Below are 21515 nucleotides of genomic sequence, written 5' to 3' on the forward strand. Positions count from 1 at the left end.
TGCCTTTAGTCTACGGACTTAGCCTTCTTGATCGCTTCTTTCGCGCCGTGTGCCGCTGCATTGACCTTCGCCTTGGACTCGGCTTTTGCGCTCTGGAATCCCGCTTTTGCCTCTTTACTCGCTGCTGAAACAGGATCATGTGCGTCAGGGTGATATTTCGCTAGAAGGAAGACACCGATGATGGCCAGAACGCCCGCCAGTACATAGCTGACTATGGCCCAACCTGGTGCCTGTGAGGCTTCATCGAGAATCAAAATACCAATGGCTACAGCAACGATCGGATCAATCACAGTAAGCCCTGCAATTACGAGATCAGGAGGGCCTGTTTGATAAGCATTTTGCACAAACAGAGCACCCAGTACTGTCGCTGCAAGCAGGGCAGCCAAGCATGCCCACGTCAGCCAGTCTGTTGCACCGTGAATCACACTTGTTATGACTACCTTTGCAAGGGTTGCCACGAAACCGTAGAGCACACCGGCTCCTACGATGTAATACAAGGCTGAAAGATGCTTGCGGTAAATCAGGAACAGCACACCAAAGATAGCGAGGACAACAATTAATATGACCAGGATTTCAGCCAGGTCAGCTGAAGTCATCGGCGCATTGATTGCTGTAAAGGCTGCGATGGAAACGAAAATACCGATACCGCCGACCGAGAGAGCAATAGCAACAATCGATTGTGTATTCAGTTTTGTTTTCGTCACGCGGGCGTTGAGCACCGCCGTGATAACAAGTGCAACGGCACCAATGGGTTGAACCACAATCAATGGCGAGAAGCCCAGCGAAATGAGCTGGAAAATAATGGCAGCGCCTAAGAAAACTGTGCCGGTTAGCCACGAAGGTCGCTTAAACAGTGCAACAAGCTGCTTGAGATTGAGCGCAGACTTTTCGTCTTCTCCATCGCCGACTTTGTTAACACCGCGGTGCTGCAACTGAGCACCCACCGACATGAGGATGGCGCCCACGAGAGCAAAAGGAATACCGATAAGTTGAGCCGGCTCAAACGAAACCTGTGCAAGATCAGTGAGGTCGTTGAGCTGCATACCTCCACGCTAGCGTGGACTCTTGCAAATAAGCTGAAGGCATGACCGTACTGCCCATTGTGATTTCTGGTGATCCTGCATTGCACAAACCTGCCGAACCCGTCACCGTGTTTGATAGCGAACTGGAAACCTTGGTTGCCGACATGTTCGAAACCATGGATGCCGCCCCAGGAGTTGGTCTGGCAGCACCACAGGTGGGCGTGAGCCTTCAGGTGTTTGTCTATGACTACCCAGAGGATGATGGCACTCCACGCCGTGGCGTAGCCATCAACCCTGAACTCTACATTTCCCCTGTAGAGATCCGTGACACCACTGATGCTGATGAGGAGGGCTGTCTCTCCTTTCCTGGGGAACGGTTCCCTTTAGTTAGGGCTGACAAGGCGCTACTTCGTGCCAGGAACCTTTCAGGCATCCCTTTTGAAATCGAGTGCGAGGGTTGGTTTGCGCGGATAATGCAACACGAATACGACCACTTGTTGGGGTATTTATACCTGGACCGTTTGGACTACGAATTCAATAAGCAAGCCAGCAAAATTGAACGCAAAAAAGGGTGGGGTAAACCTGGTAAATCGTGGATGCCCGGAGTAGATAATCTCGAAGGCTAAGCCATCCAGCCCAGATTACGCAGCACGACAGCCACCACTCCGGCAATTGCAACCACAATGATGAAGGGCACCCGGAAACTAAACAGGATTGCCGCCAGGATGACCGCAGGAACCCGAGCATCGAACACGACTGCTTGTCCTGCACCCAAGGTTTGAACGGCAACAAGTGCTGCCAGCATGGCCACAGTCAACAGGTTTGTAATTCTGGTGAAAGTGGGCTTCTCCAAAAGCCGTTGCGGAATGATGTAGCCGATGTATTTCACTGCAAAAGAAAGTACTGATGCGGCGATAACTGTTGTCCACAGTGTCATGGCTTCACCTGCCCATGATCTGGGTGATAGCCAGGCGTATCCCCTGGTTCTGGCAAGTCATCAGGCTGAGTTGTCTGGGCATCTGCAGCTGGTTCTCGATGTAACCAGTTTGTCAAGCCAAAAACCACAGCAACCACCGCGGCAGCGAGTACCGGTACCCCCGGTAGGGTCAACGGGATGAGGAATGCTGCCAAAACCGCCGAAACCATTGCTACAGCGGCTGCCTGGAGTTGTTGCAATCGTGGCCACAACAACCCAACAAAGGCAGCTGCTGCAACTGCATCGAGTCCGAAACGGCTGACATCGCCAACTAAATTGCCTAACAGGGCACCGGCAAAAGTTGCTAGATTCCAGCCGATATATATCGCTATCCCGGTTGCCCAAAATCCGATGCGCTGCGCGCTTTTCTCCTCTTGCGCTATCGCCACAGCAGTTGATTCATCAATAGTGATTTGTGCGGCTGCCAGACGTTTCCAGAATGGAACCTCCCCCACAATCGGAGCGACCCTCATAGAGTAAATGCCGTTGCGAAGTGCAAGGAACGTGCTGGAAGCGACCGCAGGAATTCCTGCGCTTGCTCCTCCGGTGGCAAGAATGCCAATCACAGCAAACTGTGACCCACCAGAAAACAGAACAAGACTGAGGAAACAGGTTTGCCAAATGTCTAAGCCCGCGGCGACACTCAAGGCCCCGAAAGAGACACCATAAGCAGCAACCGCGATACCGACAGAAATACCAGTTCTCAAGGCACGCTTTTCAGCGACAGTAAATGCCACAGTGCCTCCAGTTTTTGCCGACACCCACAGCTTATGCGGTCTGTGAGAAGTAAAAAGCCCCTGGTCGTGGAGGACCAGGGGCTTAGCTCCCCGACATGGACTCGAACCATGAACCTACGCATTAACAGTGCGTTGCTCTGCCAATTGAGCTATCGGGGATTGCTGTGAGGCGTATTTATATTACCCCAAATCTGAGGTGGCAAAAAACCGTCACAGAGAAGCTGAATTTAGTATCCGGCCTCGGTATCAACAACTCCCACGAATGGCTCACCTGAAAGGAAAGCGGCAACGTTGGTAGAGATTCGATCCGCTAATAAGGGTGCTGTCATGTCTGGAGTGTCGGCCATATGCGGCGTAATCAACACGTTTCGTGCACTCCACAATGGGTGTCCATCTGGCAGAGGTTCGGGCTCGGTTACATCCATGGCAGCACCGAGAATACGCTCCTGGTTCAGCGCTTCAATCAGTGCTGCCGAGTCAACTAAAGGGCCTCGCGCAATATTGACGAGCACTGCGCTGGGTTTCATCAGCGCCAACTCTTGCGCTCCTATGAGGTGTGTGGTGTCGGGTGTGAGTGCAGCGGCAATAATGACAACGTCAGATTCAGGGAGAACTTTCTTCAGCCGGTCTGTCGTCACCGTGCTGAATGCACCTGGAACTTGGCCTGCAGAACGACGAACTATGGTGATCCGAACATCAAAAGGCTGCAAAAGGCGAATGAGTTCACGGGCGATGCCTCCGGCACCAATAATGGTGACGTTCTTCCGATAGAGCGAGATACCTTTGGGGACAGCATCCCAACTTTGAGCCCGCGCTCTGCGTGGGAACAGTCGCATCAAAGCCAAGGTCATCCCCAGTGCGTGTTCTGCGACAGGCTGCGCATAAGAGCCCTTCGCACTTGTGAAAACGAGACCAGGTCTGGCAGACGCCGCTAATACATCCGAATATGCATCTACACCTGCCCACGGCAGTTGGACCCAAGTCAATTGTGGGTTAGATGCAAGAACTTCTCCCAGCTCGGCTGATTTCTTATAGGAGAGCCAAATCAAACCCCGAGTTTTCTCATTGAGTTCAGTTATGACTCCACCGGCGTCACTGACTGCAGAGCGAAAGACTTCACTGCCACCACGGGTGGAATCATCGTGAGATTCAGGAAGCACAGCAATCGGTCCAGATTCAACACGTGGAGCTGCAACTGAAGCACGTTCATCTCCGAGGACAGCAGCATGCTGTGGAATTACACACACGCAATCTTTCTGACGAATTTTCATCGACTAGTCCTCACGCAGTTGTCGGCGTTTGGTTTCTAATTCCAATAGTTCACGTTGAATCTCGCGACTGACTTCACCCTGGTCAACACTGGTTCGCTGCAAACGCCCAACAAGTTCAGATTTGCGACGAACCAGGTCACGCTCAATGAGAGAAACAACCACGCCACGACAATAGGTCTGGGTTTGGTCCTCGTTTTTTTGAGGCAGTGGGGCCACAGCAAGTTGAGTTACCAATGGCTTGAAGTCCTGAGGAAGATCGTTCTGGATCCGATCCAGCCAGGTCTCCCCACCCAACTCGTTGACGTTTGCTCCGATTGCATCTCGAACGGTGGCCAAATTGGGGTCAAGGATGGCTGATTGAACTGCATCCGTTGCAAGGTCACTGCCAACCAATTCGGGAAATTGAATCAGAGCCATCAATGCTTCTCGTTCAAGACGCGTTGACGGATCATTTTTGAGCTCAAAGACGCGGGGACCTTCGGGGGCACTCTCTGCGAAAGCTTCTGGTTGCTCAGAACCAGCCGGAACAGGTCGTGCTGTGGGAGTTCCGGCATAACCGGTGCGCGCACCCTCAGACGTCGTCTGCATACCTTTTGATCGTGAGGCTTTAACCGCATTAGAGACAGCAACCTGCGCCTCTGACACGTCAACACCCGTCAAGCGCGCAAGTTCTCGCGTGTAACCCGGACGAAGCGCAGAGTCTCTGATATCTGCCACCACGGGTGCTGCCTCACGCAGTGCGGCAACACGACCCTCGACAGTGTCGAGGTTGTAGTTACTGAGCATTTGCCTAATGACAAACTCAAACATGGGGATTTTCGAATCCATCAAGTCCCGCACAGCCTGCTCACCTTGAGCAAGACGCAGATCGCAGGGGTCGAGGCCATCTGGGGCGACGGCGACAAAGGTTTGAGCAGCAAATCGTTGTTCTTCAGCAAAAGCACGCAGTGCTGCTTTCTGCCCTGCAGCATCAGGGTCGAACGTGAAAATCACTTCACCTAGACCTGAGTCATCGCCCATGATGCGGCGAATGAGTTTGATGTGATCTACACCGAAACTCGTTCCGCAGGTGGCTACTGCAGTGGTTACGCCAGATAGGTGTGCAGCCATCACGTCGGTATACCCCTCCACCACAACAACACGACGCGACTTAGAAACGTCTCGTTTGGCAAGATCTAAACCATAAAGCACCTGTTGCTTGTGATAGACCGGAGTCTCTGGGGTATTCAAATATTTAGGACCCTGGTCATCGTCAAAGAGTTTGCGCGCGCCAAAACCAATCGTTTGACCGGTGACATCACGAATAGGCCAGATCACTCGGCCGCGGAAGCGGTCATAAACACCTTTGTCCCCCTGCGAGAGCAACCCCGCCTGCAACATTTCTTCTTCCGTGAAGCCTTTGGTCTTGAGGTGATCACGAAGCTCGTTCCACGCTTTGGGAGCGAAGCCAATACCAAAACGTTCAGCGGCTGCTTTATCGAAACCGCGCTCTCCTAAGAACTTTCGCCCTGCTGCAGCACCTGGTGTGGCTAACTGCGCAACATAAAACTCTGCAGCCGCGGTATTGGCTGCCAAAATGCGAGTTCTGTTGCCTGCCTCTTGAGACTTTCCTGAACCCTCTTCATAGTGAAGTTCAAAGTTGATGCGCTGTGCCAAGCGTTCAATGGATTCAGTGAAGCTGAGATGGTCCATTTTCTGCACGAAAGTGTAGACATCTCCTGATTCACCGCACCCAAAGCAGTGAAAGTATCCCACCGTGGGGCGCACGTGAAAGCTGGGTGAGCGTTCATCATGGAAAGGACACAGACCCTTCATGGAACCCACACCTGCAGATTTTAAGCTCACATAATCACCAATGACATCAGCAATGTTGACACGTTGCTTGAGTTCTTCTACATCTGCTTGACGAATACGGCCGGCCATTAGGACACCACCGTCACAGTGTTGTTTCCCCCACACAGCCGGTTGTGCAAGGCGAATGCAGATTGATCGGTCAAGCTCGCGACCTGGTCAATCACGATGCGGCGGCGCACCGCCTCATCGGTTGTAGCGTTCCAGTCGTCGGCGAAGTGACGGTCCATTACTTCTGGCCCACGCTCATATAGGGCGTTGCACAAATCTGTGAGCACTTCGCGCTGCTGAGTGTAGACAGGCTGGCGTGAATTAGTGGTCATCACAAAAGCGGCAACGATTCCCTTGAGCACAGCAATCTCTGCACGTACCTCATCGGGAACTATCACATTTCCACCAAAACGCACCAAGCTCTGCTGAGAATACGCCTCTCGAGTGGCATGAACAGCTGCGTGAGCAAAACGACCAATGAGTTGGCTCGTGAGGTTTTTTAGTTTGGCTTGGGCAATACGCGAGCCATCCCAGGTGTCCACCCACACATCCAAATTATCGAGTCGATCAAAGGCAGCGATGAGCTCATCGTGAGAGAACTCACCCCCAATCCACTCAAACATGGAGTCCACCAGTTCATCATGGTTTACTCGAGCACCGAGCTCTCCCGCATCCACATAGCCATTGAAAATGGCATCTTCAAAGTCATGCACGGAATAGGCAATGTCATCACTGAGATCCATAACCTGAGCCTCTATGCAACGCTGTTTATCCGGTGCATCCGCGCGCATCCACGCGAAGACATCAAAATCATCGGCATAGAAACCAAACTTTGCCCGACCAGTTGGATCAATAACTGCCTGTTGTTCAGGCCAGGGGTATTTTGTGCTGGCATCAAGACTTGCGCGCGTGAGGTTGAGCCCAAAACTGCGTCCATCAGTTCCGAAAACTTTTGGCTCCAGGCGAGTCAACAAACGCAGAGTTTGTGCATTTCCTTCGAAGCCCCCAATGTCTAAACTCCAGGAGTTCAACGCCTTTTCACCGTTGTGACCAAATGGTGGGTGACCTATGTCGTGAGCCAAACTCGCAGTATCAACAACGTCCGGATCTAGTCGAAGACGGCCAGCGATTTCCCGGCCAACCTGTGCCACCTCCAGCGAGTGCGTGAGGCGGTTTCTGGCAAAATCTAATCCTGCCGTAGGACTGAGGACCTGGGTCTTAGCAGAGAGTCTGCGCAGTGCGCTGGAGTGAAGCAAACGGGCACGATCTCGGGCAAAATCAGAGCGACGAGAGGAGTGGGTTTCCTTCAACATTCGTTCAGCATCAAACTCTGAATAACCGGCCGTCACGGTTGGTATGGTTGCCGTTTCAACGTGGTGGTCTGACATTAGCCACCACTCGCATCGATTTCAGCATGGGCAACAACAGCTTTTTCCGCGTCGCTAAGCTCCTGAGATTCCAGCCATCTATCTGGCAAAGAAGGTCGCTTCGGAGTCCCTTGACGACCGCGCTGACCTTCAGCATCCGCTCCCGGATAGGGCGTAGACCAATCAAGCTGGCCGAGCAGATCATCGAGGTGTTGCAAGCTGGTGACTTGAGCCAGTTGAGAACGAACATCTCCCCCAACCGGGTACCCTTTGAAATACCAGGCCATGTGTTTGCGGATGTCACGGCAGGCATGCTCTTCTGAATCAAAGAACTCAATTAAGAGCTCAAGGTGACGGCGCAAAGTGGTTGCAACATATCCCAGTGTGGGTTCAATTCTGTTGCCAGGTTTTTGGAGTCCCGCACGCTCGCGGAACGCAGCGTCTAATTCGGCGAAAAGCCAGGGACGCCCCAGGCAGCCACGCCCAACAACGACTCCGTCACAGCCGGTTTCATCCATCATTCGAAGAGCATCTTCGGCAGACCAAATGTCTCCGTTACCTAGAACAGGAATACTTGTCACGGCTTGCTTGAGTTCACCGATTGCATTCCAGTCAGCATGCCCCGAATAAAACTCGGAGGCTGTTCTCCCGTGCAAAGCAATAGCGGCAACCCCTGCCCCCTCTGCTGCTTTACCAGCTTCAATAAACGTGAGGTGGTCAGCATCGATGCCTTTTCGTATCTTGATGGTCAGTGGAATATCACCAGCAGCCTTAACTGCTTCTTCGACAATCTCCCGGAACAAGTCTTTTTTCCAAGGCAATGCCGAACCACCACCCTTACGAGTGACTTTTGGGACAGGACAACCAAAATTGAGATCAATGTGGTCTGCACGGTCTTCAGCCACAAGCATGGTGACAGCTTCACGGACCGTTTTTGGCGCCACTCCATATAGCTGGATGGAACGGATTTCTTCACTGGGGTGTGTTTGGATCAAGTGCATCGATCCAGGCGTACGCTCTACCAGAGCCCGCGAAGTGATCATCTCGGAGACAAAAATTCCTGAACCTTGCTCACGACACAGCCGACGGTAGGCCATGTTGGTAATGCCAGCCATAGGTGCGAGCACGACAGGAACTTCGGCCTGAATGGGCCCAATGTTCAAATTGCCCGCCCGGGCACCTGTCTTCACACTCGTCATCGTCATTTCTCCTGTGAAACAAGTATCCCATGTTGCACACCGGGACTGTAGCTCAAATGAAAGACTTAGGCCCTGTTTTCTGAAGCTTCATTCAGTGCAGCAGCGAATGTTGCCGCATCCTGCGCACCAGAGATTCCATATTTGCCATCAATGACATAAAACGGCACACCATTGATGCCATATTCCCGAGCTTGCGCCATGTCTGCCTTCACTGAAGAGAGATACTCTTCAGCATCCAAACTACGCAACACATCCTGCTCGTCTAAACCAATCTCGCCAGCTAGCTTTGCTAAATTTTCGCTCTTGCCTACATGCTCACCATCGATGAAATAAGCCTTGAGGAGGCGTTCTTTCATCTCATGTTGTTTGCCGTGTGCTTTGGCGTAATGCAACACCTCGTGAGCTTTGATGGTGTTGGTTTGGTGAACAGCGTCATAGTTGTAGTGAAGACCCACACTTTCGGCTATTCCAGTAACTCGCTCAAGCATGTGGTGTACTTGCTCAACGGGAATGCCTTTGCGCTCACTCAGATACTGAACTGGATCTCCCTCATAATCCACCGGTGTATCTGGTGCTAACTCGAAGGAGTGGTACTCCACCTCGACAGGCTTTCCATAGAGCTTGGCACCTGCTTCAAACTTTCGTTTTCCGATGTAACACCAGGGGCACTGTACATCAGACCAAATATCAACCTTGATGGGTTCGGTCATGAATAATCCTTTGCAACGAGCTCAATAATTGTTTGTGCGGCAGTTGCTGGTTGAGGGCGCACGGCGTGAACCAAGGCAGCTATCTGCTCAGTGCGTTCGGGCAGGGTTCCAGCTTGTGCCTCAGAAATGGCCTGTTCAACCTGTTCCATGGTGTGGACTTTCACAGTGGTAGCTTCAGCAATCTTGCCCAAAGGTGAAAACTCCCAGTGATCGGGTTTCTCCCAGAAAATTGCTGGTTTTCCCGTCACTAATGGATATTCCCCAATGAATGACACACCGTCAGTGACCATAGCATCCGAGGCAAGCAGAATGCTTGTAATCGGTGCACCTAAATCAGTAAACGTGTTGGGCAAAGCGTCCCACTTCGAGCGCCACTGATCCAACTCATCCTGAGTCATGATGTCGCGGTCTGTGAGCGTTCCAAAGAGGAATGGGTGCGGCCGGAAAACGATATCCATTTCAGGATGTGTTCTGGCAAACGCAAGCATAGGTTCGCATTCGTCACTGAAGTGACCGAAGTTCAGCCATCCTTGGTCATAACTATGGTGGGGAGCCCACAGGAGCCTAAAGGGCTGCTGAGTTGGTTGTAGCTCACGATGAATTGGCCACACAGGCTCAACCGTGTCCTTCGCAGCGAGCAGAGCATCAATCTTGGGAGTTCCCGTCAGGAAGGCATTCTGGCGGCCTTCTCTATCAAAAGCAGCTTTGGTGTCTTTATCTTGAAGGAAGACCATGTGTGAGAGTTGATGCGTGGGCTGAATGTACTGATGAGGAGCGACACCCTCCTGACCAGGCTCTTGCACTAACGAGGTGGAGAAGTAAGGAACGTAACAGACCTTCGTAAACTCAACAAGGTGTTCAATCTGGTAGTACTTCTTGTAATTGCGTTGCCAGGGGTAGTTCAAGAACACATAGTCAGGAGCTAGCTCTTTGAGCCTGGCAAGTCCGTCCTTGCTTTTCTTGAATTTGAAACGTTCGTGAGAAATACCTTGAGCATCAAGGTAGGCACTCATTTTCTTCTCATCGCGAAACTTGTCGTAACCGGTGAGTTTCCGAGGAATTGTCACCACAATGGGTTCAAAACGTGGGTCGGCTAACATTCCTCGATACACAGCATCGAGAGCATCCCAGGCTTCAAAATAGAAGACGAAAAAAACCACGCGTATCGGTCGGCTCATGCCTCGACTTTATGCGCTGAATACTGAGAATGTGCCCTATTTCGCGCTGGGCTTATCTACTGCTCCACCGAAGCGTCGATCTCGACCGATGTATTGCTCAATGGCATCCCACAAATCCGTTCGAGAGAAGGCTGGCCACAGTTGGTTGAGAAACACCATCTCGGCGTATGCAGACTGCCACAGTAGGAAGTTGGAGGTGCGCTGTTCCCCACTAGATCGCACAAAAAGGTCCACATCTGGCATATCGGGTATGTAGAGATTTTTCGCAATGAACTTCTCTGTCACCTTGGAAGGATTGATTTTTCCAGAGGCTACATCTGCCGAAATTTTACGAACTGCATCAGCGATTTCGGTGCGGCCACCATAATTCACGCACATGGTCAAAGTGAGGGTTTTGTTTTTCTTGGTCAGTTCTTCAGCAAACTGAAGTTCCTCTATGACGGAAGGCCACAACTTGGGTTTACGCCCAGCCCAACGCACCCGGACATCCCACTCATTGAGTTGATCTCGACGACGGTGCAGAACATCACGGTTAAAGCCCATCAGAAAGCGAACTTCTTCCGGTGATCTCTTCCAGTTTTCTGTACTGAATGCATACACGCTCAGATGCTTCACCCCTGCTTGAATAGCCCCGGCAACAACATCAAGAAGTGCTGCTTCTCCTGCCTTGTGCCCCTCAACACGAGTCAGACCTTGCTGATTTGCCCAACGGCCATTACCGTCCATCACGATGGCAACGTGATGCGGGACAGAGCCTGCCGGGAACGAGGGCGGATAGATTCCAGTCCAGTCCACAGGCCTGTACTCGACTGCGTCTTTGTGCGTGTAGGGCTTACTCATCGTGCTACATGCTCCAAAGATCGAAGCGTCCGTTCCAAGTGCCACTGGGTATAGGCAGAAACAAGGGCGCTGGCATTACTCCAGTATTCAACAGGTACTGCCTCTGCGACATCCCACTCGCCACGAACCAGAGCATCGAGGAGAAGAACTACCTGCGGCACGATGTGTGCAGACCCGGGAGGTGCACACTGCGTGCAAACCATTCCACCGAGTTGAACGATGAAGCTTTCATGAGGGCCTTCAGCACCACATTTGGCACAGCCATCAAAACTAGGAGCCCAACCAGCCATGCTCAATGCACGAAGCAAATATGAATCAAGAGTTAATTCAGTGGGGTGTTCCTGACGAGACAAGGAACGCAAAGCCCCAATCAGCAAGAGATATTGCTGTGAGGAGCTTTCAAGCTCAGTAACTTTGTCCGCTGTTTCGACCATGACATTGGCCGCCGTGAAGCGAGCATAGTCATCCACGATGTCTGCTCCGTAGGAGGCAATAGTTTCTGCTTGCTGAATCGTGTCCAGGCTTCGACCTTGATAAAACTGGATATCCGCGACCATAAATGGCTCCAAGCGGGCTCCAAATTTGGAGGAAGTTCTCCGAACGCCTTTAGCCACTGCACGAACTTTGCCACGCGTTTTTGTCAGCAGCGTCACTATTCGATCAGCTTCACCGAGTTTGTGCGTGCGCAACACCACGCCCTCGTCGCGGTATAGCGGCATTAGAGATCCCGCGGAGTTTCGATGGGGCCAGTCAAATCAGTAGGGCGCACCAGTTTCGGGTTGCGCAATGACTTCAACATGCGCTGTTCAGGCAAGGACCAGCCAAAACGCACTGCGAGCAATCTCAGAATTGTTGTCACAGCGACGCTGAGTGGAACACTCACTTCCAAACCAATGTTTGCTTCGTTACACAACAGCAAAGCAATCGATCCCGCCGCTGCAGCAATGGCATAGAGCGATCCCACATGCATGACAGAAATAGGCATATTGAGAAGTAAATCTCGGATAAAACCACCGCCGACAGCGGTAATGACGCCCACAAAAAGGGCTGGAACGAAAGGCAACCCTGACACGAGCGCAGCAGTCGTGCCCAACGCGCCAAACAAACCAAGTGCCAAGGCATCCAACGCCGTAATGAGCCAGTCGACTCTGCGGATCAGGCGTGCAAGCAACATTCCCAACAACGCTGCAACGACAGCAACGATGATGTACCAGTTCTCAGTGAGAGCGATAGGCAAACGATTGAGCAGGATATCTCGAAGGAATCCACCACCTAGACCAGTAGCGATACCGATAACGGCGATACCAAAGAGATCGAGCCTACGGTCGCGAAAACCAGAAGCATAGATCGCACCCTGAAGGCTACCAACGCCAATAGCGAGCGCATTTACCCATCCGGGCACATCTAGAGGCTCAGCAATCAACACAACTACAGGCTACGCCCAAGACACCTCAGCACTACAACTACTTCCCGAACGTTGGAGAAAAAGACTGTAACTTAGGTGAACTCTTCAACAAATGAAAGACGGAGGCACTTAGCCAACTTGATTAACAGTCAGGATGGTTGCTGGGATGTTGGGAACGTTGTACGCGCTGTTCAAGCTTGTCCCACCGTCAATGACGACTCCAGTGCCGCTAGAGACAATCATGATGGCGAAGTAATCACCTGGTACGGCGTTGACAAAATAATTTAAGACCGCGACATTTTTCTCAGAGTCAGCTGCAGTTCCAAGAATGTAATCCGTTGAGGATTCGCTCATCCACTGTGCTTGTGAAATCCCATTCTTAGATAGCCAAATAGTGACGTTTCTGCGGCCATTACTGTTGTTTTTTAATTGCGAGGAAAACATGATGTTGTATTTTCCTGCGTTGGCAAAAGTTACCTTGTAACCATCAACAACACTGACTCCCTGCGCAAAATCAGTTGTTGAGAGTTCAATTGGTGCAACAACTCCCTGTGTCAAGTTTTGATCTGGAAAATGGTAGAAGCTTCCATAAGCTCCGAATCCACCTGCTGGACCCTGAATACCTTGGATTCCCTGGATTCCTTGAATACCCTGTGGTCCGGTTGCCCCAGTGGGGCCGGGCGAACCTGACGGACCAATCGGTCCGGCAGGCCCTTGTGGACCTGCATCTCCAGCAGTACACACCCCAGGAATTCCTTGCTGGCCGGTTGCCCCGACTAGGGAATCAAGGAAGTCTTGTGTAGTTCCCGTGTTCCCAAGGGATAACCACAATTGATAGGCGCTCAGGCCATTAAGACCGTTAAGTCCATCAGCGCCGGCAATGGAATTTAAAAAATCTTCTGGAGTTCCGGAGTTCCCACCATCCAGCCACAATTGATACGCGCTTGCACCGGGTGCACCGGGTGCACCCGGTGCACCCGGTTCGCCATTAACACCGTCTGCACCGATGTAGCCATCTTCGCCTTTTTCTCCAACAAGTGCGTCAAAAAAGTCTTGCAGCGATCCTGTGTTCCCCTGGGTAATCCACAGTTCGTATGCACTAAGTCCTGTGGTGACAGCGCGTTCGCAGGAGTCAGCAGAAGTGGGAATCACATCTGGTGTTTGGTTGCTGCACGAAGAAAGCAACACAGCAGAAACCAGTGCACTCGTAATGAGTGATAACTGAGTTCTTTTCTTTTTCATCAAACCCCCTGAACATTCGTCACAATACTCCTCATGGCGCAATAGTTCAGCTGAATTCGAGTTAGGCAAGCTCCACAAGGTCTGCGTATTCCTTGTTCCAGTGATCTTCAATTCCATCTGGAAGGATCAGGACTCTCTCAGGATTCAACGCCTCTACAGCACCTGGGTCGTGAGAGACCAAGACCACGGATCCTTTATAGGTCGCTAGTGCGCCCAATATCTCTTCACGAGAGACTGGGTCGAGGTTGTTGGTTGGCTCATCAAGTAACAAGACGTTTGCGCTCGAGACAACAAGCATGGCCAATGCCAAGCGTGTCTTTTCACCACCGGAGAGAACACCGGCTGGTTTGAGAACATCATCACCAGTGAATAGGAAAGAACCCAGAACTTTGCGGCATTCGGTTTCAGTCATGTGAGAAGCGGCAGAAACCATGTTTTGCAGGACTGAATCTTGAACTCGGAGAGTTTCATGCTCCTGGGCGTAGTAACCGACCTTGAGTCCATGGCCTTCAATCACGTGCCCGGTGTCTGGCTTATCCACCCCTGCCAGAATGCGCAGCAGCGTAGTTTTACCTGCACCATTGAAACCCAGGATTACCACTCGTGATCCACGGTCTATAGCTAGATCTACTGCCGTGAAGATTTCCAAGGACCCATACGATCTCGAAAGGTCTTCCGCCATAAGCGGGGTCTTTCCACAAGGAGCTGGATCAGGGAATCGCAATTTCGCAACCTTGTCGCTTTGACGCACTTCGTCCAAGCCAGCAAGCAGGGTTTCAGCTCGACGTGCCATCTGCTTTGCCGCTACCGCTCCCGAGGCTCGCGCACCCATCTTTGCTGCTTGTGCCTGCAGTGTAGAAGCTTTTTGTTCTGCATTGGCACGCTCTCGCTTACGGCGTTGCTCATCTTGTTCGCGCTGCTTCTGGTAGTTCTTCCAGTTCATGTTGTAGATATCAATGACTTGGCGATTAGCATCAAGATAGAAGACTCGGTTGACCGTTTCGCCCACCAGCTCCACATCGTGGCTGATGATGATTAGTCCCCCCTGATATCCCTTGAGAAATTCGCGAAGCCAGACGACTGAATCTGCATCCAAGTGGTTGGTCGGTTCATCCAAGAGCATCGTGTCTGCCCCTGAAAACAAAATTCGTGCGAGTTCGATTCGTCTACGTTGACCACCCGACAGAGTCTTGAGAGGTTGATCGAGGATGCGGTCAGGCAATTGCAGGTTGGATGCAATCGACGCAGCCTCTGCCTCAGCCGCATAGCCTCCCAAGGCATCGAAACGGTCAGCTAATTCGCCGTATTTGCGCATTGCTTCCGCGGCAACTTTTTCACTAGAGTCACCCATCAGGAGACTGTTCTCAGCCATACCCTGAACTAACGAGCCCAGGCCGCGCGCATTAAGAATGCGGGTTCGAGCTAGCTCTTCAGGATCGCCGGAGCGGGGGTCTTGAGGGAGATAACCAATCTCACCTGAAATCTCTATGGTTCCCTCAGCTGGCTGCAAGTCGCCTGCGAGTGTTTTCGTCAAAGTGGTTTTACCAGCACCGTTACGGCCGACCAAGCCAATCTTGTCACCGTGTGAGACGCGGAAAGAAACTTCCGACATGAGCACTCGGGCGCCTACGCGCAGCTCAAGGTCTTGGACATTGAGCACAGGCTTTTCCCGATTCTTTGTTACTTCTATCTAAGCCAAGTGGCTTCTACTCCCCTAGTATATTTCTATGTCGAACATCACTCTTGCTGCCTCACGCCCAGTTCTCGCTGACCGCCTTGGTGCGCGCAGCATCGCAACCGACATCGCTTTCATTGCTGCAGGTGCCGCACTGACTGCTGGTGCCGCTCAGATTGTTATCCCGATGTGGCCTGTTCCTATCACCGGACAGACTTTTGCTGTGCTGTTCGTCGGCGCAACCCTCGGCTCATTACGCGGCGCACTTTCCATGCTTCTCTACATCGGCCTTGGTGTTGCAGGTCTCCCTGTCTTCGCGGAGGGTGGCGCAGGCCTGGCTAAGGTACTTGGCCCCACCGGCGGATACATGATTGGCTTTGTTCTTGCTGCCGCCCTTGTTGGTTGGTTGGCACAGCGCGAATGGGACCGAAAAGTTCTTGGCACCATCGGCGCGTTCCTAGCTGGAACCGTTGTGATTTACGCGGTTGGTCTGCCCTGGCTTTCTGTTGCCCTCGGTCAGCTGGGATACCCCAACGACCTTTCCGCAACCTTGCAGGCAGGTCTTTACCCCTTCATTCCTGGAGACATCCTCAAAGCACTGATCGCAGGTGGACTTCTGCCATTCGCTTGGAAGCTCGTCAACCGCGCCAAGTAATCGAATTACAAAACGAAGGCCCCCGACATTATCGGGGGCCTTCGCTTTTCAATACAGGTGAAATGTCGCAGGGGTGCGACGAACACATCAACCTGTAAGTCTGTGCGCGAGTACGCCACATGATTACAGCAGAGAATCTAATGCTTGCGCAAGGTCTTCAATAAGATCATCGATGTCTTCGATTCCCACACTGATGCGAACCAGGTTTGATGGAACCTCAAGTGCAGTTCCTTCAACGGAATGATGTGTCATTAACCCAGGGTGTTCAATCAGTGATTCCACTCCTCCGAGAGAGGGAGCAAGAGTAAAGAGCTTGGTGCGAGTAAGCAGTGTTGTGGCAGCTGCTTCTCCCCCAACAAGCTGTATGGACATCATGCCGCCGAATGCAGACATTTGCCGAGATGCAATTTCGTGACCTGGGTGAGAACTCAAACCCGGATAGAGAATGTGTTCTACAGCTGCATGACCTTCAAAACGTTGAGCCAAGGCGAGAGCGTTCTCTGAGTGGCGCTCCATGCGGATACCGAGGGTTTTGATACCGCGCATGGTCAGATAGGCATCAAAAGGTGAGGAGATAGCACCCATCCAGTTTTGAATCTGGGCTACCTTCTCAGCAAGTTCTGCATCCTTGAGAACGATGGCACCGCCGACAACATCGCTGTGACCGCCGAGGTACTTTGTTGTGGAGTGCAATACGACATCTGCGCCTAGTTCAAATGGGCGCTGCAGAGCTGGGGTGGCAAAAGTGTTGTCGACAAGTACAAGTGCACCATGACGATGTGAAATCGCAGCAACTGCCTCGATATCAACAACACTCATCAGTGGGTTGGTGGGGGTCTCGATACGAACAACCTGGGGTTTCGTGGACGCAATGAGGTCTTCTACCTGGGTAAGGTCAGCAAAATCAATGGTTGAGTGACCAATGCCGAGAGGTCCATACACTTGCGCTATCGCGCGATACGAACCACCGTAGGCATCATTACCTAGAACAATGTGATCACCAGGCTTGAGAACTGATCTGAAGAAGGCATCTTCTGCCGCCATGCCGCTGGCAAAAGAATAGGCAAGCAATCCACCTTCCAGCGAGGCTAGATTTTGTTGTAGCGCTGTGCGCGTGGGGTTATCACATCGTGAATACTCGAAACCGTTGAGTGGAGTTCCAGGAACGTCCTGTTCGAAGGTTGAAGACAGATAAATCGGAGGAACAACTGCCCCTGTGGTGGGGTCGGGAGTTTGACCTGCGTGAATCGATCTGGTGTTAAAACCCTGTGCCATGTTCTTTAGGCTACGCCGGCTTGATTACTTGTGGAAAATTTCTTCCCAGAAATGTTACGACGCAACAAGGCGGGCAAATCTAGATTGAGAAACCCAATGCGCGCATCATGTCGCGGCCATCATCAGTAATCTTCTCTGGACCCCATGGTGGCATCCACACCCAGTTGATGCGGAAAGCTTCAACAACACCATCTAGTGCTTCAGCCGTTTGCTCTTCAATGACATCAGTCAGAGGGCATCCAGCACTGGTGAGAGTCATGTGGATAATCAGTGCATCGTTTTCGTCATCCCACTTGAGGTCATAAATCAAGCCCAGGTCAACGATGTTGATGCCCAGTTCAGGGTCCATTACCTCTTTGAGCGCATCAATGCATTGGTTATAGCGCTCGTCGGAGAGTTCAGAGGACATTGTTACGCAATCTCGAGGTAGCGGTCGTAGCCCTCGTTCTCGAGGCGTTCTGCCAGTTCGGGGCCACCTTCTTCGGCAACTTTACCGTTGACAAATACGTGGACAAACTGTGGCTTGATGTAGCGGAGAATGCGGGTGTAGTGCGTGATGAGCAGAACACCAAGGTTATTGTTTTCCTTGGCACGGTTCACGCCTTCAGAAACAATCTTCAAAGCGTCAACGTCAAGACCGGAGTCTGTTTCGTCCAGTACAGCAAACTTTGGCTTGAGAAGTTCAAGCTGAAGAATTTCGTGGCGCTTCTTTTCTCCGCCAGAGAATCCTTCATTGACGTTGCGCTCAGAGAAACTGGCATCCATACGAAGGTTTGCCATTGCTTCACGCACATCCTTTATCCAGGTGCGCAGAGCAGGTGTTTCACCGTCAATGGCGGTTTTTGCCGTACGAAGGAAGTTGGTGACGGTGACGCCTGGAATCTCGACGGGGTACTGCATAGCCAGGAAGAGACCTGCCTTGGCACGCTCGTCAACACTCATCTCAAGAACATCTTCACCGTCGAGGGTGATGGACCCACTATCCACGGTGTACTTAGGGTGGCCAGCAATTGTGTAGGCAAGAGTGGATTTACCCGAACCGTTAGGACCCATGATGGCGTGGGTTTCACCGGAATTGATCTCTAAGTTGACGCCACGCAGAATCTGCTTGGTGCCCTGTTCGGTCTCCACGCTGACGTGCAGGTCGGTGATCTTCAGAGTTGACATGACTTAGATCTCTTTCGTAACGGTGGGGTCAATAAATACTTCGCCGTCAATTACTTCAACGACAAAAACTGGGACAGGTTCGTAAGCGGGCAACGTCAGTGGCTTGCCAGTGGTGAGCTCAAATTTGGAACCGTGAGCCCAACATTCCAGAGTGTTGTCCTCAACGAAACCTTCAGCCAAGGAAATATCTCCGTGTGTGCAGGTATCACCGATGGCATGAATATCTCCAGCGGAGTCCAAGACGAGTGCAATAGGAATTCCCCCCACAACAACGCGCTTTGCCTGATCTTGAACAAGCTCAGACACGGCACAAACTTTTTCAGCAGCCATCGCTAAACACCAGCCTCCAGCTTGTTGTTGAGGTATTCCTCAATACGTTCTTCCAATGCAGGGACCTCAAGCTGTTGAACAATCTCGTTCAAGAATCCACGGACTACCAGGCGGCGTGCATCTGCTTCGCTGATCCCACGAGATTGGAGGTAGAACAGCTGTTCGTCGTCGAAACGTCCTGTAGCGGAAGCGTGACCAGCGCCAGCAATATCCCCGGTTTCAATTTCGAGGTTAGGGATCGAATCCGCACGGGTTCCTTCAGTGAGAACCAAGTTGCGGTTTTGCTCGTATGAGTCAGTTCCTAAAGCCCTGTTACCAATCAGGACGTCACCAATCCACACGGTGCGAGCACCCTTCCCTTGCAGCGCTCCCTTGTAGTTGACACGGCTCTTGGACTGAGGCGCATCATGGTTGACATAAACCTGCTGCTCAATGTGCTGTCCAGCATCAGCGAAGTAGACACCGTTGAGGACAACGGAAGAGCCAGCATCCGCCAAAATGGCGGAGGGATTGACTCGAATGACATCACCGCTCAGGGAGACAAGTGTGTGCTTGAGCTCAGCATCTTTGCCGATAGAAGCAAAGTGGCTACCCAAGTGTAAGGCGTCGTCGTTCCACTCTTGAACGGAGACGAGGTTCAGACGAGAACCCTCGCCGAGAACTACTTCCAGGTTTTCAACTAAACGAGCATCACCTGAGTTTTGCAGGATGACGGTTGCCTGTGCATGTGGAGCTGTAGTGATCAGAATGTGGGCTGCACGAGGTGTAGTTCCTAGCCCTTCACGCGTAATGGTGATTTCGCTGTGTTCTTCTGAGGTAGCCGAAATGAGTAGAACTTCCCCAGCAGCCTTCCAAGCGTTGGCGGAAGCCTTGTCCTCAGGCATGCCTGCAGCGCCCACACGAGCATCGCTGGAAGAAATCCAGGAGACCTCGAAACCAGCAACCTCTGGAGCGCTGTAGGGGAAACGTGAACCGTCGAGTGGGCCTGAAATTAGCTCCTGCAGCTTAGCTACGGGAGAGAATTTCCAATCCAATTCGCGTCCGGTAACCGTTTCAAAATCTTCTGGGTTGGTCGATTTTGGGCGCGCGGAACGGATTTGTACGGGGATGCTCATTACTAGCCCACCGAGCCTTCCATGCCGAGTTCAATCAGCTTGTTCAGTTCCAGGGCATATTCCATGGGAAGTTCACGGGAGATGGGCTCGATAAAACCACGAACAATCATGGCCATAGCCTCGTCCTCAGCCATACCTCTACTCATCAGGTAAAAGAGCTGGTCTTCACTGACTTTAGAGACGGTTGCTTCGTGGCCTAGCTGAACATCATCAACACGGATATCAATTGCTGGGTAGGTGTCAGATCGGGAGATGGTGTCTACCAGAAGAGCATCACATCGGACAGTGTTGGCCGAGTTGTGCGCGTTCGCATCCATACGAATTTCACCGCGGTAACCGGCACGTCCCCCGCCACGAGCAATGGACTTGGAGACAATGGAGCTCTGGGTATTGGGAGCCATGTGAATCATCTTGGCGCCGGCGTCTTGGTGCTGCCCAGGGCCAGCAAATGCGACAGAAAGGGTCTCGCCCTTAGCACCCTCACCCACGAGGTAGACCGAGGGATACTTCATGGTGACCTTGGAGCCGATGTTGCCGTCAATCCACTCCATGGTTGCACCCTCGTGCGCAATGGCACGCTTGGTTACCAGGTTGTAGACGTTGTTGGACCAGTTCTGGATGGTGGTGTACCGAACGCGAGCATTCTTCTTGACCACGATTTCGACAACTGCTGAGTGAAGGGAGTCGCTCTTGTAGATGGGTGCAGTACATCCTTCGATGTAGTGAACGTAACTTCCTTCATCAGCGATGATGAGCGTGCGCTCAAATTGACCCATGTTCTCCGTGTTAATGCGGAAATATGCCTGAAGAGGAATCTCAACATGGACTCCGGGTGGAACATAGACGAAAGAACCACCCGACCACACAGCTGTGTTCAGCGCAGCAAACTTGTTATCTCCGGCAGGAATGACAGTGCCGAAGTATTCTTCGAAAAATTCAGGGTGCTCTTTCAGAGCAGTATCGGTGTCCATGAAGATGACACCCTGGCGCTCGAGCTCTTCGTTGATCTGGTGGTAGACCACTTCAGATTCATACTGTGCTGCAACACCCGCAACCAAACGCTGACGTTCAGCCTCAGGGATACCGAGCTTCTCGTAGGTGTCTTTGATTTCGTCGGGGAGATCCTCCCAGGTTTGAGCCTGACGTTCCGTTGACCGGACAAAATACTTGATGTTGTCGAAGTGAATTTCAGACAGGTCAGCGCCCCAGTTAGGCATGGGCTTACGACCGAACATTTCGTATGCCTTGAGGCGAGTCTTGAGCATCCACTCTGGCTCGTTCTTGAGGCCAGAGATGTCTTTGACAACGTCCTCGTTGATACCGCGGCGAGCGCTGGCACCTGCGGCGTCCTTATCGTGCCAACCGAATTCGTACTGGCCAATGCCCTCAAGTTCGGGCCGGTCGATCAGGATGTCTGACATGGCTCTCTTTCTGACGAATCTAGACTTAAGAAGAGAACAGAAACATTGGCGCAAAACATCGCGTCAATCTCGCTTGTTCTCGCCCTCG

At 52.0% G+C, this 21515-nt stretch carries 22 protein-coding genes and 1 tRNA gene; 2 read left to right on the forward strand and 21 right to left on the reverse strand.

The window, feature by feature from the left end; all coding sequences use genetic code 11:
- Window positions 1–5: 5 nt before the first annotated feature.
- Window positions 6–1043 carry a DMT family transporter gene (locus AURUGA1_RS04695; protein ID WP_114129093.1) on the reverse strand — a complete coding sequence of 346 codons (1038 nt, stop codon included), beginning with the start codon at window positions 1041–1043 and terminating at the stop codon, window positions 6–8.
- A 41-nt stretch (window positions 1044–1084) separates the two neighbouring features.
- Here AURUGA1_RS04695 and def point away from each other — a divergent pair, with 41 nt between their 5' ends.
- The gene (gene def / locus AURUGA1_RS04700) at window positions 1085–1648 is read left to right on the forward strand and encodes a peptide deformylase (RefSeq protein WP_114129094.1); all 564 of its coding nucleotides are present in this window, start codon (window positions 1085–1087) and stop codon (window positions 1646–1648) included.
- On the opposite strand, the gene AURUGA1_RS04705 is transcribed toward def, so the two are convergent.
- The 14 genes from AURUGA1_RS04705 to AURUGA1_RS04770 all read right to left on the reverse strand — a co-directional run bounded on the left by AURUGA1_RS04705 (window position 1645) and on the right by AURUGA1_RS04770 (window position 15449).
- Entirely contained in the window at window positions 1645–1959 is a 315-nt protein-coding gene (locus tag AURUGA1_RS04705) for an AzlD domain-containing protein (protein WP_096380843.1), read from the reverse strand. The genes def and AURUGA1_RS04705 overlap by 4 nt on opposite strands.
- Complete coding sequence (locus AURUGA1_RS04710; RefSeq protein ID WP_114129095.1) at window positions 1956–2735, reverse strand: AzlC family ABC transporter permease; 780 nt, start codon at window positions 2733–2735, stop codon at window positions 1956–1958. Before AURUGA1_RS04710 ends, AURUGA1_RS04705 begins: the two co-directional genes overlap by 4 nt.
- Before the next feature lie 86 nt (window positions 2736–2821).
- Window positions 2822–2894: transfer RNA gene (locus AURUGA1_RS04715), tRNA-Asn, on the reverse strand.
- Between the two features lie 68 nt (window positions 2895–2962).
- Complete coding sequence (locus tag AURUGA1_RS04720; RefSeq protein ID WP_114129096.1) at window positions 2963–4006, reverse strand: D-isomer specific 2-hydroxyacid dehydrogenase family protein; 1044 nt, start codon at window positions 4004–4006, stop codon at window positions 2963–2965.
- Window positions 4007–4009: 3 nt separating this feature from the next.
- Window positions 4010–5929: a DNA primase gene (gene dnaG, locus AURUGA1_RS04725; protein WP_114129097.1), complete on the reverse strand. Its 1920-nt coding sequence runs from the start codon at window positions 5927–5929 to the stop codon at window positions 4010–4012.
- A complete protein-coding gene (locus tag AURUGA1_RS04730) occupies window positions 5929–7236 on the reverse strand; it encodes a deoxyguanosinetriphosphate triphosphohydrolase (RefSeq protein ID WP_114129098.1) in 1308 nt (435 codons plus the stop codon). Before AURUGA1_RS04730 ends, dnaG begins: the two co-directional genes overlap by 1 nt.
- On the reverse strand, window positions 7236–8420 hold the full coding sequence (dusB, locus tag AURUGA1_RS04735) for a tRNA dihydrouridine synthase DusB (RefSeq protein WP_114129099.1): 1185 nt from the start codon (window positions 8418–8420) through the stop codon (window positions 7236–7238). The genes AURUGA1_RS04730 and dusB overlap by 1 nt, the downstream gene beginning before the upstream one ends.
- Before the next feature lie 59 nt (window positions 8421–8479).
- Window positions 8480–9124 (reverse strand): DsbA family protein, encoded by a 645-nt coding sequence (locus AURUGA1_RS04740; protein ID WP_114129100.1) that lies wholly within the window; start codon window positions 9122–9124, stop codon window positions 8480–8482.
- The gene (locus AURUGA1_RS04745; protein WP_162784060.1) at window positions 9121–10302 is read right to left on the reverse strand and encodes a hypothetical protein; all 1182 of its coding nucleotides are present in this window, start codon (window positions 10300–10302) and stop codon (window positions 9121–9123) included. The genes AURUGA1_RS04740 and AURUGA1_RS04745 overlap by 4 nt, the downstream gene beginning before the upstream one ends.
- A 36-nt stretch (window positions 10303–10338) precedes the next feature.
- Window positions 10339–11142, reverse strand: a complete 804-nt coding sequence (locus AURUGA1_RS04750; RefSeq protein WP_114129102.1) for an isoprenyl transferase — start codon at window positions 11140–11142, stop codon at window positions 10339–10341.
- Complete coding sequence (gene recO, locus AURUGA1_RS04755) at window positions 11139–11861, reverse strand: DNA repair protein RecO (RefSeq protein WP_114129103.1); 723 nt, start codon at window positions 11859–11861, stop codon at window positions 11139–11141. The genes AURUGA1_RS04750 and recO overlap by 4 nt, the downstream gene beginning before the upstream one ends.
- Window positions 11861–12568 (reverse strand): trimeric intracellular cation channel family protein, encoded by a 708-nt coding sequence (locus AURUGA1_RS04760; RefSeq protein ID WP_371412351.1) that lies wholly within the window; start codon window positions 12566–12568, stop codon window positions 11861–11863. Before AURUGA1_RS04760 ends, recO begins: the two co-directional genes overlap by 1 nt.
- Before the next feature lie 108 nt (window positions 12569–12676).
- Window positions 12677–13789 carry a collagen-like protein gene (locus AURUGA1_RS08065; protein WP_162784061.1) on the reverse strand — a complete coding sequence of 371 codons (1113 nt, stop codon included), beginning with the start codon at window positions 13787–13789 and terminating at the stop codon, window positions 12677–12679.
- Window positions 13790–13850: 61 nt separating this feature from the next.
- Complete coding sequence (locus AURUGA1_RS04770) at window positions 13851–15449, reverse strand: ABC-F family ATP-binding cassette domain-containing protein (RefSeq protein ID WP_114129104.1); 1599 nt, start codon at window positions 15447–15449, stop codon at window positions 13851–13853.
- A gap of 67 nt (window positions 15450–15516) precedes the next feature.
- Between AURUGA1_RS04770 and AURUGA1_RS04775 the strand changes: the two genes are divergently transcribed.
- A complete protein-coding gene (locus AURUGA1_RS04775) occupies window positions 15517–16119 on the forward strand; it encodes a biotin transporter BioY (RefSeq protein WP_096380819.1) in 603 nt (200 codons plus the stop codon).
- Between the two features lie 123 nt (window positions 16120–16242).
- Here AURUGA1_RS04775 and AURUGA1_RS04780 read toward each other — a convergent pair whose 3' ends face one another.
- From AURUGA1_RS04780 to sufB, 6 genes are all read right to left on the reverse strand, one after another.
- Entirely contained in the window at window positions 16243–17394 is a 1152-nt protein-coding gene (locus tag AURUGA1_RS04780; protein ID WP_114129105.1) for a cystathionine gamma-synthase, read from the reverse strand.
- Window positions 17395–17473: 79 nt separating this feature from the next.
- Complete coding sequence (locus tag AURUGA1_RS04785; RefSeq protein ID WP_096380815.1) at window positions 17474–17803, reverse strand: metal-sulfur cluster assembly factor; 330 nt, start codon at window positions 17801–17803, stop codon at window positions 17474–17476.
- 2 nt (window positions 17804–17805) lie between these two features.
- A complete protein-coding gene (sufC, locus tag AURUGA1_RS04790) occupies window positions 17806–18561 on the reverse strand; it encodes a Fe-S cluster assembly ATPase SufC (protein ID WP_096380813.1) in 756 nt (251 codons plus the stop codon).
- Window positions 18562–18564: 3 nt separating this feature from the next.
- Window positions 18565–18891, reverse strand: coding sequence for a non-heme iron oxygenase ferredoxin subunit (locus AURUGA1_RS04795; RefSeq protein ID WP_114129106.1), 327 nt, complete (start codon window positions 18889–18891; stop codon window positions 18565–18567).
- A 2-nt stretch (window positions 18892–18893) separates the two neighbouring features.
- Window positions 18894–20006, reverse strand: a complete 1113-nt coding sequence (gene sufD / locus AURUGA1_RS04800; RefSeq protein ID WP_114129107.1) for a Fe-S cluster assembly protein SufD — start codon at window positions 20004–20006, stop codon at window positions 18894–18896.
- Between the two features lie 2 nt (window positions 20007–20008).
- On the reverse strand, window positions 20009–21427 hold the full coding sequence (gene sufB, locus AURUGA1_RS04805) for a Fe-S cluster assembly protein SufB (RefSeq protein WP_096380806.1): 1419 nt from the start codon (window positions 21425–21427) through the stop codon (window positions 20009–20011).
- Window positions 21428–21515: the final 88 nt, after the last annotated feature.

It is taken from the genome of Aurantimicrobium sp. MWH-Uga1 (assembly GCF_003325955.1).
Lineage (GTDB): Bacteria > Actinomycetota > Actinomycetes > Actinomycetales > Microbacteriaceae > Aurantimicrobium.